General features: G+C 46.2%; 15 protein-coding genes and 2 tRNA genes (1 of these 17 only partly in view). 9 read left to right on the top strand and 8 right to left on the bottom strand.

The annotated features are described in order from the left end of the window. From HMPREF9446_RS18800 to HMPREF9446_RS15380, 4 genes are all read right to left on the bottom strand, one after another. A tRNA-OTHER gene (locus HMPREF9446_RS18800) sits at positions 1–34 on the bottom strand (it extends 81 nt beyond the left edge of the window). A gap of 23 nt (positions 35–57) precedes the next feature. Continuing rightward, positions 58–130: transfer RNA gene (locus HMPREF9446_RS15390), tRNA-Gly, on the bottom strand. 110 nt (positions 131–240) lie between these two features. Beyond that, positions 241–1,386, bottom strand: a complete 1,146-nt coding sequence (gene nspC, locus HMPREF9446_RS15385) for a carboxynorspermidine decarboxylase (RefSeq protein ID WP_009126656.1) — start codon at positions 1,384–1,386, stop codon at positions 241–243. Between the two features lie 112 nt (positions 1,387–1,498). After that, entirely contained in the window at positions 1,499–3,802 is a 2,304-nt protein-coding gene (locus HMPREF9446_RS15380; RefSeq protein ID WP_009126655.1) for an ATP-dependent helicase, read from the bottom strand. A gap of 123 nt (positions 3,803–3,925) precedes the next feature. Between HMPREF9446_RS15380 and HMPREF9446_RS15375 the strand changes: the two genes are divergently transcribed. Both HMPREF9446_RS15375 and HMPREF9446_RS15370 read left to right on the top strand, forming a co-directional pair. After that, positions 3,926–4,546 (top strand): superoxide dismutase, encoded by a 621-nt coding sequence (locus tag HMPREF9446_RS15375; RefSeq protein ID WP_009126654.1) that lies wholly within the window; start codon positions 3,926–3,928, stop codon positions 4,544–4,546. Between the two features lie 167 nt (positions 4,547–4,713). Beyond that, positions 4,714–5,322, top strand: a complete 609-nt coding sequence (locus tag HMPREF9446_RS15370) for a thiamine phosphate synthase (RefSeq protein ID WP_009126653.1) — start codon at positions 4,714–4,716, stop codon at positions 5,320–5,322. Between the two features lie 70 nt (positions 5,323–5,392). On the opposite strand, the gene ppdK is transcribed toward HMPREF9446_RS15370, so the two are convergent. Beyond that, the gene (ppdK, locus tag HMPREF9446_RS15365) at positions 5,393–8,113 is read right to left on the bottom strand and encodes a pyruvate, phosphate dikinase (RefSeq protein ID WP_009126652.1); all 2,721 of its coding nucleotides are present in this window, start codon (positions 8,111–8,113) and stop codon (positions 5,393–5,395) included. A gap of 206 nt (positions 8,114–8,319) precedes the next feature. Between ppdK and rlmD the strand changes: the two genes are divergently transcribed. Then, positions 8,320–9,747, top strand: coding sequence for a 23S rRNA (uracil(1939)-C(5))-methyltransferase RlmD (gene rlmD / locus HMPREF9446_RS15360; protein WP_039969825.1), 1,428 nt, complete (start codon positions 8,320–8,322; stop codon positions 9,745–9,747). Between the two features lie 25 nt (positions 9,748–9,772). Next, positions 9,773–10,684 (top strand): RluA family pseudouridine synthase, encoded by a 912-nt coding sequence (locus tag HMPREF9446_RS15355; RefSeq protein ID WP_009126650.1) that lies wholly within the window; start codon positions 9,773–9,775, stop codon positions 10,682–10,684. A gap of 39 nt (positions 10,685–10,723) precedes the next feature. Here the strand turns inward: HMPREF9446_RS15355 and HMPREF9446_RS15350 are convergent, their stop codons facing one another. The 3 genes from HMPREF9446_RS15350 to araJ are packed head-to-tail and all read right to left on the bottom strand — an operon-like array spanning position 10,724 to position 12,770. Next, positions 10,724–11,131, bottom strand: coding sequence for a hypothetical protein (locus HMPREF9446_RS15350; RefSeq protein ID WP_009126649.1), 408 nt, complete (start codon positions 11,129–11,131; stop codon positions 10,724–10,726). Between the two features lie 17 nt (positions 11,132–11,148). Then, on the bottom strand, positions 11,149–11,571 hold the full coding sequence (locus HMPREF9446_RS15345) for a hypothetical protein (RefSeq protein WP_009126648.1): 423 nt from the start codon (positions 11,569–11,571) through the stop codon (positions 11,149–11,151). Between the two features lie 56 nt (positions 11,572–11,627). Next, a complete protein-coding gene (gene araJ, locus HMPREF9446_RS15340) occupies positions 11,628–12,770 on the bottom strand; it encodes an MFS transporter AraJ (protein WP_009126647.1) in 1,143 nt (380 codons plus the stop codon). 205 nt (positions 12,771–12,975) lie between these two features. On the opposite strand from araJ, the gene HMPREF9446_RS15335 reads away from it, so the two are divergent. From HMPREF9446_RS15335 to HMPREF9446_RS15315, 5 genes are all read left to right on the top strand, one after another. Beyond that, entirely contained in the window at positions 12,976–13,488 is a 513-nt protein-coding gene (locus tag HMPREF9446_RS15335; protein ID WP_009126646.1) for an outer membrane beta-barrel protein, read from the top strand. Between the two features lie 269 nt (positions 13,489–13,757). Beyond that, positions 13,758–14,126 (top strand): BlaI/MecI/CopY family transcriptional regulator, encoded by a 369-nt coding sequence (locus HMPREF9446_RS15330; RefSeq protein WP_009126645.1) that lies wholly within the window; start codon positions 13,758–13,760, stop codon positions 14,124–14,126. An 8-nt stretch (positions 14,127–14,134) separates the two neighbouring features. Next, a complete protein-coding gene (locus tag HMPREF9446_RS15325) occupies positions 14,135–15,835 on the top strand; it encodes a M56 family metallopeptidase (protein ID WP_009126644.1) in 1,701 nt (566 codons plus the stop codon). Between the two features lie 398 nt (positions 15,836–16,233). Continuing rightward, a complete protein-coding gene (locus HMPREF9446_RS15320; protein ID WP_009126643.1) occupies positions 16,234–16,872 on the top strand; it encodes an HU family DNA-binding protein in 639 nt (212 codons plus the stop codon). A gap of 38 nt (positions 16,873–16,910) precedes the next feature. Continuing rightward, positions 16,911–18,128, top strand: a complete 1,218-nt coding sequence (locus HMPREF9446_RS15315) for an exonuclease SbcCD subunit D (protein WP_009126642.1) — start codon at positions 16,911–16,913, stop codon at positions 18,126–18,128. Positions 18,129–18,154: the final 26 nt, after the last annotated feature.

Raw genomic sequence — 18,154 nt, 5'->3', positions numbered from 1 at the left:
AAACGTGCGCGTCTACCAATTCCGCCACCTGGGCTTCCGGTATCACAATCTATGTTGAGCGGAAAACGAGACTCGAACTCGCGACCCTAACCTTGGCAAGGTTATGCTCTACCAACTGAGCTATTTCCGCGTTTGCGGTTGCAAAGGTAGACATTTTCCTTAAACCAGCAAACATTCCAAAGTTTTTTTTCAGTAAAAAAATGTATGTTTTTGATGAAAAAACAAGCAGACTTTTGATTATCAACTCATTCGGTCACGATAATCTTCGTAAGAAAACTGCTTGTAAATTTCCGCATTCCCCTTTTTTGTCCACATAGCAATGGCAGGGTGATGAATTCCATTGAACATATTCGTCTTTACCATCGTATAATGAATCATGTCTTCGAACACGATCCTTTCACCAATCCGCAATTCGTGGTCAAAACTCCAGAGTCCCATATAATCGCCGCTCAGACAAGAATTCCCTCCCAAGCGATAGACATACGGCCCTTCATTTCCCATCCGGGCACCTCGTACCGATGGCTGATAGGGCATTTCCAGGCAATCGGGCATGTGGCAGGTGAAACTGACATTCAAAATAGCGGTTCGGATTCCGCGATTCTCCACAACATCTACAACTTCAGAAGTCAGCACACCCGTCTGCCAGGTAAAGGCAGATCCCGGTTCCAAAATAATGCGCAAATGCGGGTAGCGTGCTTTCAAACCTTGCAGCAGACGAATAAGGTGCTCCACGTCGTAATCCTTGCGTGTCATCAGATGTCCTCCTCCCAGATTCAACCATTTTATCTGGGAAAACCATTTGGAGAATTTTGCTTCGACATGCGCCAATGTACGTTCCAACTCATAAGAAGAAGACTCGCAATGACAATGACAATGGAAACCTTCAATACCTTGCGGAAGTACTTCGGGTAGCTGATCGGCCATCAGTCCGAAACGAGTACCGGGAGCACACGGATTATACAGTTCGGTTTCAACCTCGGAATATTCCGGATTGATGCGGACTCCGCAGGATATTCCGCTTCCTGCAGCAACGGTCACCGGATAGAAGCGATTGAACTGCGCCAATGAATTAAAAGTTATATGGCTGCTGCAACGCATTATTTCCGGAAAATCAGCTTCGGTATAGGCAGGAGAATAGGTATGTGCCTTACTTCCAAACTCCTCCATCGCCAGACGGGCTTCATACACAGAGCTTGCTGTGGAATGCTCCACATACTCTCTGAAAACAGGAAACGAGCGCCACATGGCAAAAGACTTGAAAGCAAGGATAATTTCAACATCCGCACGGTGGGCTACACTCTTTATCAAAGCAAGGTTTCTCCTCAAAAGTTCTTCTTCCATGATATAGCAGGGAGAAGGGAAAAGGTCAAAATCTTTATCTGTCATTTTTTATATGTTTTTTCACTGTTTATAATCTGTCTCGGAAACCAGCCCTACAAAAGGTTCTAAAGCCGGAAACGATTTCTATACGGCATTCTCTTTTTTTAAATATATTCCGTCATCCTATTACCTTAAAACGCGCAAAGCGCAATAATAGTTGTTTGTCTCCGGCATTCTTGAAACGAATGGTCGCTTTGGCATTATCGCCCTCTCCCTCTACTTTCAGCACTTCACCCAGTCCAAAACGCTCGTGTTCTATAAGCTGTCCGGGCTGTACAATGCCTGGAACGGCCTTACTGGAAGAAGAGACCGAAGAGGAGGAAAGGGACGAAGAGGAAGAACTTCCGGCAGAAGGCGTCACTCTCTTCAGATTGCGCGGAACCGTCGGAGAAATAATCTGCTGCCTGGGACGGAAAGCCCCTGCTTCTGCATCTATGCGGCGGCTGACAACCGCATCCTGCGGCAAATGCAGAAAGCGCGCGTCAATGTCTTTCAGAAAGCGGCTGGGACTTCCGAATTCCATTTTACCATAACGGAAACGCGTCTTTGCAAACGAGAGGAAGCAGTGCTCCTCCGCACGGGTTATAGCCACATAAAACAGGCGGCGCTCCTCCTCCAATGCACGAGCCGAATTGCCTGCCATACCGCTCGGGAAGAGATTTTCCTCCATCCCTACTACAAACACGTTTTTAAACTCCAAGCCTTTGGCCGAGTGTACAGTCATCAAAGTGATTTTCTCATCATCCCCATCCTTGTCAGAATCCTGATCAGTAAGCAAAGAAACCTCCGACAGGAAGTCCCCTAACAGGATATTCGGATTGCCTTCTTCCTGCCGTCGGGCACAGAAGTCGCTCATGCCGTTTACCAGCTCCTCTATATTTTCTTTCCGGCTGAGATTCTCCGGAGAATTGTCCTGACAAACGTCATTGATGATGCCGGACTGGCGGATGATTTCAGTTCCTGTTTCGTATGCACTCTTCTCCGTTACACCCGCTATAAAACCGGATATCAAGTCACGGAATCCCTGCAACTTTCCGACAGTCCCTTTATTCAGGTTCAATCCGTAGGTCAGCGGTTCGCAAAGGACCGTCCACAAGCTGACATTGTTCTCCGTAGCAGCGGCAATGATTTTCCCCACCGTAGTATCTCCTATACCGCGTGCCGGATAATTGATGATACGCTTGAAAGCCTCTTCGTCATTGGGGTTTACCACCAAACGGAAATAGGCTATCACGTCTTTGATTTCCTTACGCTGATAGAAGGACAGACCGCCATAAATACGATAAGGCATCCCCCGCTTGCGCATAGCCTCTTCGAACACACGGCTCTGGGCATTGGTACGATAGAGCACGGCAAAATCAGCATAGGCATAATGCTCCCGGCGGCGCAATTCCGCAATCTTATTGACAACGATATCACCCTCCTCCACATCACTGTACGCCTGATAAACACCGATAGACTCCCCTTTCTCCTTTTCCGAAAAGACCTCTTTATGTATCTGCCGCTGATTCTTTTCTATCAGGCTGTTGGCGGCACGGACTATGGTCTGCGTAGAGCGGTAGTTCTGCTCCAGCTTGAAAACCTTGGTACCGGGATAGACTTTCGTAAAATACAGGATATTGTCAATGTCGGCACCACGGAAAGAATAAATGCTCTGGGCATCATCCCCCACCACACATACGTGCTGATGATTCTTTGCCAACTGCAATACAATGCTGTGCTGAGCAAAATTCGTATCCTGATATTCATCTACCAATATATACCGGAACAGTTCCTGGTAGTGCGCCAGTACCTCCGGATGGTCACGGAACAACAGGAAAGTATAGAACAGCAGATCATCAAAATCCATCGCATCCGCTTGCCGGCAACGCTCCCAATATCTCCGGTAGATGTCACGGACCGCAGGCATCTTAGCTGCACAGTCACCCTCGTATGCCTCTTTATTATTGGCATATCCTGCCGGAGAGACCAAATGATTCTTGGCATTGGAAATGCGCGCCTGCACCGTTCCCGGCTTGTAGGTCTTCTCGTCCAGCCCCATCTCCTTGATGATGGAACGCAACAGGCTCTTGCTGTCCGCCGTATCATAAATGGTAAACTGTGAAGTAAATCCTAACTGCCCGGCCTCGGCGTGCAGAATACGCAGGAACATGGAGTGAAAAGTTCCCATCCAGAGATGGCGGGCACGGTCTGCTCCTACCTGTCGGGCAATGCGCTCCTTCATTTCCCGCGCGGCCTTGTTGGTAAACGTCAGCGCAAGGATGTTCCAAGGCTGATAGCCATTCTCAAGCAGATAGGCAATCTTATAGGTCAGCACACGTGTCTTCCCCGAACCGGCACCGGCTATCACCAGTGAGGGACCATCATTATAAAGTACCGCTTCACGCTGTCCTTCATTCAGTTCTTGTATGTAATCGGACATATTCCGTATAGTCTTTATCAAGTAATAATGGGGACAAAGATAAAAAAAGGTTCGGACACGGCGAACAATTCATCATGTTATCACGTTAGTATAGTAAAGTTTCAAAACTAAATAATTGAACTTATGAATACGTTATTAATGACTTTAATGATAACAGTTATGACTTACGAAATGCCTAAACTTCCCTACGCCAATAATGCGTTGGAACCTGTAATCAGTCAGCAAACAATAGATTACCACTACGGTAAACATCTGCAAACTTATGTAAATAACCTCAATAACCTCGTTCCGGGTACGGAATTCGAAGGCAAGGATTTAATTACGATTGTATCTGCCGCACCGGACGGTGCCATATTCAACAATGCCGGACAAGTATTGAACCATACACTTTATTTCCTGCAGTTCTCGCCAAAACCGGGGCACAACGAACCGGTTGGAAAACTGGCAGCAGCCATCAAACGTGACTTCGGCAGCTTCGAGAACTTCAAGAAAGAATTCACCGCTGCTGCCGTCGGACTGTTCGGCTCCGGCTGGGCATGGCTTTCAGTGGATAAGAACGGTAAGCTCCACATCACGAAGGAAGCCAATGGAAGCAATCCTGTACGTGCCGGGTTAATCCCTCTCTTGGGATTCGATGTATGGGAACACTCTTATTACCTCGACTACCAGAATCGGCGTGCCGACCACATAAATGCCCTCTGGAGCATCATTGACTGGGACGTAGTAAGTAATCGGATGAAGTAAACCCCACAAAAACCTCATAAAACCAGTTTTATATGAGCACCCGTGAGTTCCTCAGACTCATGGGTGCTTTTTTGTTTAATTCTGTATCTAACATATTTTAAAGGAAATCATTGCCTACTAAGGTAAGTATTCATTAACTTTGCTAAACATAACCATTTAACAAAAAAATGAAGCTTATTGTAGTCACAGCACCCACATTTTTTGTGGAGGAAGACAAGATTATCACAGCTCTTTTTGAAGAAGGACTTGATATTTTGCATCTGAGAAAGCCGGAGACACCTGCCATGTATTCTGAACGTCTTTTGACGCTGATACCCGAAAAATACCATAAACGAATCGTTACCCACGAACATTTCTATTTACAGGAAGAATTCAGCCTGATGGGCATCCATCTGAACGCCCGTAATCCGAAGGAACCCCACGATTACTCGGGGCATGTCAGTTGTACATGTCATTCTATGGAAGAGGTGCAGAACAAAAAGCATTTTTACGACTACCTGTTCCTCAGTCCTGTTTATGACTGCATTACCAAAAGCGGAGTGGCCTCCGGTTTCACGGCAGAGGAACTACGACAGGCAGGCAAAAGCAAAATTGTGGATGGCAGGGTAATGGCATTGGGTGGGATAACTCCCGACAATATCCTGGAAATTAAAGATTACGGTTTCGGCGGTGCCGTAGTGATGGGTGACCTTTGGAACAAGTTCAATGCCTGTACCGACCGTGACTATCTGGAAATCATACGGCATTTCAAGAAGCTGAAAGATATGGCCGATTAGGGACAGAAAAAGGGATTCGCTTTTGAAGCGAATCCCTTTAAACTATATAGTATCTGATTCTTGATCAATATCAGCCTTCAATAGCCGCTTGCGCCGCAGCCAGACGTGCGATAGGCACGCGGAACGGAGAACAGCTGACATAGTTCAAGCCCACTCTGTGGCAGAATTTCACGGAAGAGGGTTCACCGCCGTGCTCACCGCAGATACCGCACTTCAAGTCCGGACGGATAGCACGTCCCTTTTCAGTAGCCATGCGTACCAACTGTCCTACTCCGTTCTGGTCAAGAACCTGGAACGGATCGACTTTCAGAATCTTCTTCTCCAGATAAATCGGAAGGAAAGAAGCGATATCGTCACGCGAGTAACCAAAGGTCATCTGAGTCAAGTCGTTTGTTCCGAACGAGAAGAACTCGGCAGAAGAAGCGATACGGTCGGCAGTCAGAGCAGCACGAGGAATTTCAATCATTGTACCTACCTTGAAGTCAATGCTGTCCCCCACTTCCTCAAACAATTTGGCAGCTTCGGCACGGATCACATCTTCCTGTTGCTTGAACTCATAAAGAATACCAGTCAACGGAACCATGATTTCAGGATGCGTCTCTACACCCTCTTTTTTCAGTTCCAACGCAGCACCGAGAATGGCACGTGTCTGCATCTGGGTAATCTCCGGATAAGTATTTCCCAAACGGCAACCACGATGTCCCAACATAGGATTGTGTTCACAAAGCGATTCTACGCGTTGCTGAATATATTGCAGGCTAACGCCCATCGTGTCAGCCATTTCCTGCTGTCCTTTCAGATCGTGGGGAACAAATTCATGCAAAGGAGGATCGAGCAGACGAACAGTAACCGGGCAACCTTCCATAGCCTTGAAGATACCCTTGAAGTCGGCCTGCTGATAAGGCAGAATCTTGGCCAAAGCTTTACGGCGGCCTTCCGCATTCTCAGCCAGAATCATCTCGCGCATAGCCTTGATTTTCTCACCTTCAAAGAACATGTGTTCCGTACGGCAAAGACCGATGCCCACTGCACCAAAGTTACGTGCCACCTGCGCGTCATGCGGAGTATCTGCATTGGTACGAACCTGAAGTTTGGTATATTTATCGGCCAGAGCCATCAACTCGGCAAAGTCACCGGAAAGCTCCGCAGCCTTGGTTTCAACCTTACCCTTATATACTTCACCCGTGCTGCCGTTCAATGAAATGAAATCGCCTTCTTTCAGCAATACGCCGTCCACTTCCACAGTGCGGGCTTTATAGTCTATATTCAGAGCGCCGGCACCGGAAACGCAGCACTTACCCATACCACGGGCAACAACGGCTGCATGGGAAGTCATACCTCCACGGGCAGTCAGAATACCTTCGGCAACCGCCATACCAGCCAAGTCTTCGGGAGACGTCTCGATACGTACCATCACCACACGTTTACCGGCAGCATGCCAATCGGCTGCATCATCGGCAAAAAATACAATTTGTCCGGTAGCAGCACCCGGAGAAGCCGGAAGACCACGGGTCAAAACCTTTGCCTGCTTCAAAGCAGCCTTGTCAAATACGGGGTGGAGCAACTCATCGAGTTTGTTAGGCTCACAACGCATCAAAGCCGTCTTTTCATCAATCATGCCTTGACGGAGCAAGTCCATGGCTATCTTCACCATAGCGGCACCGGTACGTTTACCGTTGCGGGTCTGGAGGAACCAAAGTTTTCCTTCCTGTACGGTGAACTCCATATCCTGCATATCATGATAGTGATTTTCAAGTTTAGTCTGCAGAGCGTCCAACTCTTTATAGATTTCCGGCATTGCCTCCTCCATGGAAGGATATTTGGCAGCACGTTCTTCCTCGCTTACACCTGCCAGTTCAGCCCAACGCTGAGAGCCGATCCTGGTAATCTGCTGAGGAGTACGGATACCCGCAACAACATCTTCACCCTGGGCGTTAATCAAGTATTCACCATTGAAGAGGTCTTCACCCGTAGCAGCGTCACGGCTGAAGCAAACACCTGTAGCAGAAGTCTCACCCATGTTACCGAATACCATCGCCTGTACGCTGACAGCCGTACCCCATTCATCAGGAATACCCTCCATCTTGCGGTAAAGGATGGCACGTTCATTCATCCAGGAATTGAACACTGCACAAACAGCACCCCACAACTGCTCGTAAGCACAGGTCGGGAAATCTTTTCCGGTCTGTTCTTTCACAGCAGCCTTGAATCTCTTCACCAATTCCTTAAGATCCTCCACTTCCAGTTCATTATCCAGTCTCACACCTTTGGCGTGCTTCACCTCTTCTATAATAGCCTCAAACGGATCAACATCTTCCTTGTTGACAGGTTTCATACCCAATACCACATCACCGTACATTTGTACGAACCGACGGTAAGAGTCCCATGCAAATCGGGCGTTTCCGGTCTTACGGATCAAACCTTCCACCACTTCGTCATTCAAGCCCAAATTCAGGATAGTATCCATCATACCCGGCATGGAAGCGCGTGCACCTGAACGTACTGAAACCAATAACGGATTTTCGACGTCACCAAATTTTGAACGCATCAATGTCTCCACATGCGCAATGGCATCTTCAACTTCTTTCTTTAACAGAGCAACCACTTTTTCTTGCCCCATTTCATAATATTCTGTACAAACTTCTGTAGTAATTGTAAAGCCCGGAGGAACCGGTACCCCGATCAGATTCATTTCAGCAAGGTTAGCTCCTTTACCCCCCAAGAGGTTTCTCATGTCAGCCTTTCCCTCTGCCTGGCCATTACCAAAGGTATAAACTCTTTTTTTGTCCATAATAAAAATTTAAAGTTTTCGATTGTGATTTTTTTCTTTTTCTGTTCGCAAATCTAACTATATTTCGCAGACTAGAAAACTTTTTGCGAGAAAACTTTATGCGGAAATGCAATTTCGACATTGCAATATTTTATATCTCTGTTCATAGAGAGAAATCCCAGAAAAATGTCTATTTTTGCACAAGAATTTATTATACTGGTGTAAAAGTGGCAAGAAAGAGAAAAGAGCTTCCCTTATTGGAGAAGGTAACAATTACGGATGTGGCTGCCGAAGGAAAAGCCATCGCGAAAGTCAATGATTTGGTGATTTTCGTACCATACGTCGTTCCCGGCGATGTAGTAGATCTGCAAATCAAGAGAAAAAAACATCATTATGCTGAAGCAGAGGCAGTGAAGTTCCATGAGTATTCGCCTGTAAGGGCTGTCCCATTCTGCCGGCATTATGGGGTTTGCGGCGGTTGCAAATGGCAGGTTCTTCCCTACTCCGAACAGATAAAGTACAAGCAAAAGCAGATTACGGATAATCTCACCCGTATCGGGAAAATAGAACTTCCGGAAATCTCGCCGATATTGGGCTCTGAAAAGACGCAATTCTATAGGAACAAACTGGAATATACCTTTTCCAACAAGCGCTGGCTGACGTCAGAGGAGGTTCAGCAGAATGTGGTATATGAACAGATGAACGCCGTAGGTTTCCACATCCCCAACGCTTTCGACAAAGTGCTGGCCATAGAAAAATGCTGGTTGCAGGATGACATTTCCAACCGAATCAGAAATGCCGTACGCGACTATGCTTATGAACACAACTATTCGTTCATCAATCTGCGCACCCACGAAGGAATGTTACGCAATATGATTGTACGTACTTCCACTACCGGCGAACTGATGGTCATCCTCATTTGCAAGATAGAGAAGGATGAGGAGATGGAACTGTTCAAACAGTTGTTGCAGCATGTAGCAGATACTTTCCCGGAAATCACCTCCCTTCTATACATTATTAATAATAAATGTAACGACACCATCACCGATCTGGATGTATATACCTTCAAAGGCAAAGACCATATCTTCGAAGAAATGGAAGGCCTACGCTTCAAGATAGGACCGAAATCTTTCTATCAGACTAACTCCGAACAGGCCTATAACCTCTATAAGATAGCCCGTAACTTTGCCGGGCTGACCGGTAACGAGTTGGTTTATGACTTATACACCGGCACAGGGACAATCGCCAACTTCGTATCCAAGCAGGCCCGCCAGGTGATTGGTATAGAATATGTGCCCGAGGCCATTGAAGATGCCAAAGTAAATGCAGAGATCAACGGTATCCATAACACACTATTCTTTGCCGGTGACATGAAAGACATGCTGACGCAGGATTTCATCAACCAATACGGCCGCCCCGATGTAATTATCACCGATCCCCCACGTGCAGGAATGCACCAGGATGTAGTGGATGTCATTCTCTTCGCCGAGCCCAAACGCATCGTTTACGTAAGCTGCAACCCTGCTACGCAAGCACGTGACTTGCAATTACTCGATACAAAATATAAAGTGAAGGCCGTTCAGCCCGTAGATATGTTCCCGCACACTCATCATGTAGAGAATGTAGTGCTGCTTGAGCTAAAAAACAATCACTAATCACTAACTGTTAATCACTAAAAACGTGGCAAAAGAAAAAAAAACAGCAAAAGCCCGCACGCAATACACGGACTATATGGTAAAAGATCCGATGGAGCTCATGGAGTTTCTGGCGGCAAAAATGCCGGATGCCAGCCGCACCAAACTAAAATCATTGCTCAGCAAGCGGATTGTGTATGTGGACAGCGTAATCACCACACAATACAACTTTCCTCTGAAACCGGGAATGAAGGTGCAAATCAGCCGTGAGAAAGGACGGAAAGAGTTTAACCACAAACTGATTAAGATTGTATATGAGGATGCCTATATCATTGTCATCGAGAAAATGCAGGGATTGCTGTCTGTAAATACAGAGAGGCAGAAAGAACGTACCGCCTACACCATATTGAACGAATACGTTCAACGTTCGGGCAGGCAGCACCGTGTGTACATCGTACACCGTTTGGATCGCGACACTTCCGGCTTAATGATGTTTGCCAAAGATGAAAAGACTCAAAATACCCTGCGCGACCATTGGCACGACATCGTATTCGACCGCCGCTATGTAGCGGTAGTTGCCGGAGAAATGGAAAAGAATGTCGGTTCTGTTTCTTCATGGCTCACGGACCGCAAGCTCTACGTGTATTCCAGCCCGATAGACGATGGAGGCAAGGAGGCAATCACCCATTACCGCACCATCAAACGTGCCAACGGCTATTCTTTAGTGGAACTGAACCTGGAGACAGGACGCAAAAACCAAATACGCGTACACATGCAGGATTTAGGTCATCCCATTATCGGAGACGGACGCTATGGACTGGAGGAAGTAAACCCGATAGGCAGACTGGCATTACATGCCTTCAAACTTTGCTTTGACCATCCCGTTACAGGCGAGAGTATGCATTTTGAGACACCTTATCCTGCGGATTTCAAGAAACTGTTTCTGAAAAAACAATAGAACAAAAAAGGCGAAGCAATTAAAATGCTTCGCCTTTTTTTAATATCTATATAAGGTTACCGGACCATCCCGAACCCCATCCACGTATAATATACCGGTCAGTTCATCTCCATATATGTACACATCATAGATTTCCAGCAAGGGATAACCATTACCGTAGTCCAATGACAGTACTCCATCTACCAGCATCCAACGAACCTGTAATGAAAAAGCAACATGATTTAAATCGTCAAAATAACATTGGTCATCAACACCAAAACCATCTCTGTCCAAAACCAATCCGCTCTGTAACGGTTCTCCATATTTATCGGAGAATCCTAAATCACCCGCCCAACCATATCTTACCAAATCATCAAACGTAGCCTCATCATCCGGTTCACATGAAGTCAATGTCAATATGCCTAAACACAAAAACATCAATTTTGCATATCTCAATACATTATCCATACACCAAATATCATTATTTATAAATTAGCATCCACAAACATCACAATCGCCCCATTCAGCTTTCCCTGAAGATTATGTTCACGCACCCAGACGTTATCAAAATAAACAATGTCACCGGCACCATAATTTATTTCCAGGTTTTCCATAGCCGAATCCGTCCATTTCCAATCGAAAGTATAGGAATTTTCCTTATAAGGGCGGTTTTCTCCATTCCGGTAGAATTGAAAGACTTCTCTTCCGCTATAATCTTTCGCAAATTTCAACTGATGTTTGCAAAGTTCATTCTCTTCAGTAGTATATTCATCTACCCATGTCTTTCCACACAATTTGTCATCACTATTTCTCAGATAATCATCTGTATAATATTCGTCTCCACATGATGCAAAGCTAAAGGTAAGCATACATAGCAGCAATATTTTCACGTAATTCAAAGTTTTCATATTTATCGGGTTTAGTTAATACTTGTGGACAAACTTACGCAAAATTATTGAAACACTTAATACTTGGCTTGATATTTCTTATAGAAGATGAAAAATAAGACGAAACCTACCAGTGCAAAAGGCACCCCTGCCAATGCCGGATAGCGGTAATCGCCGCTGGCCGCTATACCTCCTACATAGGCCCCTATGGCATTGCCCAGATTGAAAGCCACCTGTACACAGGCACCGCCCAACATTTCTCCTCCCGGCGCTACACGGATTATCAGCACTTGTTCCGGACTGGATACGGCAAAAAGTCCGGCTGTACACAAGGCCATCAATAATGCTGAAAGCCACGGATAGGGAGAAAGGAAGAAAATCAACAGCAGAATGACACATATCATTCCTTGTACAACCGTACCTACCCTGCCAGGCGTGTAACGGTCGGACAACCTGCCACTCACCAGATTTCCCACTACCATACCAAAACCGGCCAAAACCATCAAGGCAGTAACACTTTCAACACTAAAGCCGGAAACATGAGTCAGCAACGGATTAATATAGCTGTACCAGCAAAACACGCCGCCATTACCCAAAGCCGTAGCTCCCAGAATCAACCATGGAGCCGGTTTCCTTAAAAAACGGAACTGTCCCTTGAAACCGGTATCTTCCAGTCCTTCCACATCAGGTACCCACCTCCATATATAATAGAGCACAATCATCCCCCAGCAGCCTACCAGTAAAAAAGGAATACGCCAGGATATCAAATGGCTCAAAGAAGTTCCCAACGGCACACCAAACAGGTTTGCCACAGTCATTCCGGCTATCATGATGGAAACGGCTTCAGAATTCTTCCCTTTGTCAGCCAGTTTTCCGGCTACAATAGAAGCCACACCGAAATACGCCCCATGGGGAAGTCCGGAAATAAAACGTGCCGCCAGCAACATCCAATATCCAGATGCCAAAGATGCACCCAGATTACCTATCAGCATTAAAGCCATCAAAACCAAAAGAATGCGCTTCAACGGATGTTTACGGGCTAAAATCAATATGGGAGCACCTGTACACACCCCTAAGGCATACGCCGAAATAAAATGACCTGCAACAGGGATACTGATATTCAGATCAGCTGCCACGTAAGGCAGGATACCCATCATGGTGAATTCGGCAATTCCCAAACCCAGGGTGCCGAATGCCAACGCAATAAGACTCTTCTTCATACTATAAAACAACCTATAAAACGATCTTTTTACCGGGCGCAAAAGTAATATTTTATCAACTTCCAGCTCCTTTATTTTATAAAAATCTAACTAAAAATTTGTTCAAGAGAAACATTAGCTATACTTTTGCGCCCCGAAAAAATACAGGAAATATTCCTGCATGGATAACCAACAACAATTTATAAACTAAAAGGTAAAAGAAAAAATGAAAAAGATTGGTTTGTTTTTGTTTGTCGTACTGGCAACTTTGTCTGTAAAAGCACAAGTGTACATGGGTGGCGAAATCAGTTTATGGCATAATGACGATGCCGATGCAACTACTTTTGCATTATCTCCGGAAGTAGGATATAACTTTAACGAGAAATGGGCTGTGGGTGGTAATCTGACGTTCCTGCATCAAGAAAAAGAAGATATCAGCAGCAATGGTTTTGCATTGGCTCCTTACGCACGCTATTCATATTACGAAAATAAGGTTGTCCGCCTGTTCATTGACGGCGGCCTCGGATTCTCCACCTACAAAGTGGAAGATTCAGACAATATCAACGGATTTGAAATCGGCTTCCGTCCGGGCATCGCAGTCAAGCTGAACAAGCATTTCAGCCTGTTGGCAAAATGCGGCTTCCTGGGATACAGGGATGACTATATGTATGGAGAAAACGGATACGGATTTTCCTTTACCAGTGAAGATCTCTCTTTCGGTTTCCACTACGAATTTTAATTCCGGTTTCTCTTGAGGAAAAGAACCGGAAATAAAATCCGGTTTCCTTTCCTGAGACCTATAAAGATTGTAAGATTCTGATCTTGCAATCTTTTTTTATACCCAACCGCTACCCCTCCGATTCCATAAAAAACAAGATAAACCAAAGAACTACTAATAATATTAGTTAAATTACTACATGTAACAGTTGAACAACTATTAATAGTAGTTGTTTGTTAGAAAACAATCATTATATTTGTAGCACATAACCAATAATAAGGAAAGGAACCATGAAAAGACTGACTGCAAAAGAAGAAGAAATCATGCGAATATTCTGGGAACAAGGCCCTATGTTTGTCCGCGAACTGTTAGCTTTTTACGAAGAGCCCAAACCACACTACAATACTGTATCCACTTTAGTACGAGGACTGGAAGAAAAAGGGTTTGTCGGCTACAAGGCATACGGGAACACCTATCAATACTATCCCGTGGTCTCAGAAAAAGAGTATAAACGTTCGGCACTGAATGAAGTTGTTTCTCAATATTACAACAATTCCTTCGCGAATGTAGTGTCCGCCTTTATTGAAGAAGAAGGCATGCCCTTGGATGAACTGAAAGCATTGATTGAAAAGATAGAAAGTAAGAAAAACACTAAATAGCGACTGCTATGGGAGCCCTATTATTCTACATATTCCAGTCCACCCTCTGCCTGGTACTCCTCTACTTTCTGTTCAGGATGTTCTTCAGGACGGACACATTATTCCGTACAAACAGAATAGTATTGCTGGTGGGCGCCGCATGTTGCACCTTACTGCCATTCATGCAGTGCAATGTCTCTACCGCACCAATGTTGCAACAACCGATCTCCATTGTCCGCAATATATTGATTCCCGAAACGGAAAACCCGAAAACGACAGGGGACATCCATGCGGAAGCCGTAACAGTTAGTGCAACAGCCGAATCGAACAAGGTTATGAAAGAAGAGACAGGTACCGGACAGATTGTCTGGCAACCACCGTTCTCCATTTCGTGGAGTACTTTTTTAGGAATTTTCTATATATCGGGAGCAGGAATTGCGCTTCTGTTCTTCTCGTTATCCACTTGGAGAATGTGGAGGCTGATTCACCGATATCCCGGATGCAGCCATAAAAAGTACAGGCTGATTGTTTGCCCCGAAAAGATTTCATCTTTCAGTTGGGGAAACACCATCGTTCTTTCACAAGAGGATTACAACCAATATGCAGATGCAATACTCCTCCACGAGGAAATCCATCTGCAATACCGTCATACACTCGACTTGATAGGAATGGAAATCCTGATTATCTTTCATTGGTTCAATCCCGCCGTCTGGCTTTTAATGCGCGAGCTACGGGAAATCCATGAATACGAAGCCGATTACGGCGTGTTGGCCCATGGCATCGATGCAACCCAATATCAACTTTTGCTTGTAAGAAAATCCGTTGGCACAAGGCTCTACTCTATGGCGAGCGGACTGACTCACAGCAAACTTAAAAATCGTATCAATATGATGTTAAGAAGAAGAACAAACAACTGGGCACGGCTGAAGCTGTTGCTGTTCGTGCCCGTAGCTGCAGCAACGCTGATGGCGTTTGCACTGCCGGAAGTAAAAAAAACGGTGGAACAAGTAGTGAAACCGGAAAGTATGAAACAGACCTCTTCCCCTCAAGAAGAATGGGAACTGCTTGAACAGTTCTTTGCCCGGAAAAAGCAGGACGCTTTGAAAGAGCAAGTCTCAAAAGCCGGCAAGTCAGGGGAAACGCATGCCGTATTCATCAATATGAGGAACCAGGTAATGGTAGACAATGAAAGAAATCCAACAACCGGATGGAAAGAAAACAGCGATTTCATTCGCACACAGCTGAGCGCTTTATTGAAAAAAGGATACCAAAAGGCCACCAAGAACAACAGCCCGTTCCGTCCGGAATTAACAGTGCATTATGACCGCGGCACACAGACCGGAGCAGCAACCCTTTATCTGGCTACCATCAAAGATGTATATCTCCGGTTGCGCAAAGAAGTGGCAAAAGATAAGGGACTGAATGAGGCTGCATTGGATAAGGCTTTTCCCATTTTAGTAACCTTTGCCGAACCCCAAACCACCAAGGAGGCTACCGTCAAAAACAGGAAAACTTCTCTACCTATAGAAGTACGCCTTGTCCACTCCAATGGAACCGAGCTGAAGACTTTAAAGAACATCTCCATCAATGAATTAAAAAAGGAGATTATTGCCTGTAAAGCATCTGCCGGAGACAATCTTACCGTCCGCTTCAAGGTTCAACCGGACATGTGGATAGGCATAGTCAAAGATGTAAAAGAGGCCATTGCGGAAGCGTACATTGAGAAATAAAAATTAAAAAAACAGCAGCAAGGCCCTGTAAACGAGGAGTCCGAAAGCTTATATGTTATGCTCTCACGACACAAGATTACACGGAATTCCCAGATTTTACATATCTTGGAATTCCGTGTCTGAAAAAAATATGCCGGGAGTTAATGAACAATTCTCTTGCCTACTTGGAAAACATTCTCTAACTTCGCACTGCGAACATATATTCAAGCCGCGCGAATACATATTCAAGCCTTGTGAATATCCGTTCACAGGCTTTGAACAGAGTTTACTCCCTATTAAGAGAAACTTTACTCCTTGTATCGGGAAAGTTTACTCCTTGTACCGGGAAACTTTTTCCTTAACACCAAGGACTTTTTCTCTTAACAGCGGGAAATCCATACATTAACATCTACTGACCTATGGCAGAATATGACATGCAGGAACTCACCCTGCCCAACGAAGACGGCAAGCGCATCCTCTATCCGCGAATGCAATTATACGGACAAAAAGATCTGGAATACATTGCCGACAAAGTATCGTACGCAACTTCCTTTACCCGCGGAGACATCAAAGGACTCGTACAAGCCATCACTGAAGAAATTGCCCACAGCATGTCCGAAGGGTATTCCGTAAAAATAGAAGGCCTGGGGGTATTCACCCCCTCGTTGGGCCTGCGCAAAGACAAGGAGCGGGAAAGCGGAGAGGAAGGGGCTCCCCGGCGTAATGCCGCAAGCATCTGTCTGAGAGACATCAACTTCAGAGTTGACAAGGAGCTGCTGTACGAAACGGCAGGCCACTGCACCCTGCAACGGGCGCAATACAAGAAATGCCGCCGCTCCTCGCAAATGTTCGCTCCGGAAGAACGGCTGGAACGGGCCAAAGAATTCATGAAGAAAAACACCTTTATGAGTGTCGCAGAGTACTGCCGCCTGACCGGCCTGCTGAAGACAACCGCCGCCAATGAACTGAAAGCATGGGCAGCCCAACCCGACAGCGGCATCAATTATCGGGGACGGGGCACCCATAAACTATATGTGCTGCGCCCGGCAAACGCCTGAAAAGACCGTGCTCCCACTCTTTAACAAGAATGCATCCCATGAAGATACTACACACCAGTGACTGGCATTTAGGACATACCCTATACAACTATGACCGGAGCCAAGAGCAGGAAGACTTCCTGCGACAACTTGCGGAAATCGTTCGGCACGAAAAGCCCGACGTCATGACAGTAAGCGGAGATATCTACCACTATTCCACCCCCTCCGCCGCCACGCAGAAGATGTACACCGAAGGGCTGCTGAACATACACAAGGCCTGCCCCGAAATGGCTATCGTAGTCACTGCCGGAAATCATGACAGCAGTTCGAAACTGGAAATAGACAGCAGCCTGTGGCAGCATTTCGGAGTAACGGTCATCGGGAACATTGAGCGTGACTGTGAGAACGTAAATCTGGCGAGGCATATCATCGCCATCGAGAACGGGAAAGGAGAAAAGAAAGGATATGTAATTGCCGTCCCGCACATTTATCCGCAGAACTTCCCGGTACTGGACGCCGGCACTCCCAGAGAGGAACGCCAACCGCGCTTCTTCCAGGCCCTGCTGGACGAGACCGAAAAGCAAAACACCGAAAGGCTTCCTGTGGTGCTGATGGCTCACCTTTCCATCACCGGCAGTGACCGTAGCGGACACGATGAAAGCATAGGCGGCATAGACTACGTTCCCCTCGAGGACTTGGGCAAAGGTTACGACTATTTGGCGCTCGGCCATATCCATTGCCCGCAGGACATCAAGGGAAGCAGCCGCCGCGCACGCTATTGCGGCACTCCCCTGCCGGTAAGCTTCGATGAAACCTATCCGCACTCCGTCTCCATCGTCGAGTTGAACGGACACGAAGAACCGCTGACAAGAACCGTTGCCATAGAAAACCCGATTCCCCTCATAACGCTTCCCCATACCCCGGTACCATTTGAAGAGGCGCTGAAACAGCTGGAGGAATACCCCGGTGACAAGCAGGCATACATCCGGCTGAACGTGCTGATAGAGAACTATCTGGCACCCGACTGCAACGAACGTGCCGCCAATGCCGTGAAGGACAAAGCCTGCAAATACTGCTACATCAAGTCCAACCGCGAAAAGCAAGCGGCGGACGACAGTGCCAAGCATCTTTCCATTCAGGAAATCCAGGAAATGTCACCCTTGGACATAGCCAGACTATACTACCGTGAAACGGAAGGGGAAGAAATGGACGAGGAACTTTGTGGAATGATGGGCGACGTGTTGCGGCAAATCAAGGAAAAGCCCCAAAGTTTCTGAACTTCAGACAATCGAACAGGCAATCT

This window comes from Bacteroides fluxus YIT 12057 (assembly GCF_000195635.1).
Classification (GTDB): domain Bacteria; phylum Bacteroidota; class Bacteroidia; order Bacteroidales; family Bacteroidaceae; genus Bacteroides; species Bacteroides fluxus.
This window is presented reverse-complemented; position numbering and strand designations above follow the sequence as displayed.

Excerpts from the sequence above, each read along its gene's own strand:
- nspC (WP_009126656.1), bottom strand. The coding sequence starts at position 1,386 with ATGACAGATAAAGATTTTGACCTTTTCCCTTCTCCCTGCTATATCATG.
- HMPREF9446_RS15380 (WP_009126655.1), bottom strand. The coding sequence starts at position 3,802 with ATGTCCGATTACATACAAGAACTGAATGAAGGACAGCGTGAAGCGGTA.
- HMPREF9446_RS15375 (WP_009126654.1), top strand. The coding sequence starts at position 3,926 with ATGAATACGTTATTAATGACTTTAATGATAACAGTTATGACTTACGAA.
- HMPREF9446_RS15370 (WP_009126653.1), top strand. The coding sequence starts at position 4,714 with ATGAAGCTTATTGTAGTCACAGCACCCACATTTTTTGTGGAGGAAGAC.
- ppdK (WP_009126652.1), bottom strand. The coding sequence starts at position 8,113 with ATGGACAAAAAAAGAGTTTATACCTTTGGTAATGGCCAGGCAGAGGGA.
- HMPREF9446_RS15350 (WP_009126649.1), bottom strand. The coding sequence starts at position 11,131 with ATGGATAATGTATTGAGATATGCAAAATTGATGTTTTTGTGTTTAGGC.
- HMPREF9446_RS15345 (WP_009126648.1), bottom strand. The coding sequence starts at position 11,571 with ATGAAAACTTTGAATTACGTGAAAATATTGCTGCTATGTATGCTTACC.
- araJ (WP_009126647.1), bottom strand. The coding sequence starts at position 12,770 with ATGAAGAAGAGTCTTATTGCGTTGGCATTCGGCACCCTGGGTTTGGGA.
- HMPREF9446_RS15335 (WP_009126646.1), top strand. The coding sequence starts at position 12,976 with ATGAAAAAGATTGGTTTGTTTTTGTTTGTCGTACTGGCAACTTTGTCT.
- HMPREF9446_RS15330 (WP_009126645.1), top strand. The coding sequence starts at position 13,758 with ATGAAAAGACTGACTGCAAAAGAAGAAGAAATCATGCGAATATTCTGG.
- HMPREF9446_RS15325 (WP_009126644.1), top strand. The coding sequence starts at position 14,135 with ATGGGAGCCCTATTATTCTACATATTCCAGTCCACCCTCTGCCTGGTA.
- HMPREF9446_RS15320 (WP_009126643.1), top strand. The coding sequence starts at position 16,234 with ATGGCAGAATATGACATGCAGGAACTCACCCTGCCCAACGAAGACGGC.
- HMPREF9446_RS15315 (WP_009126642.1), top strand. The coding sequence starts at position 16,911 with ATGAAGATACTACACACCAGTGACTGGCATTTAGGACATACCCTATAC.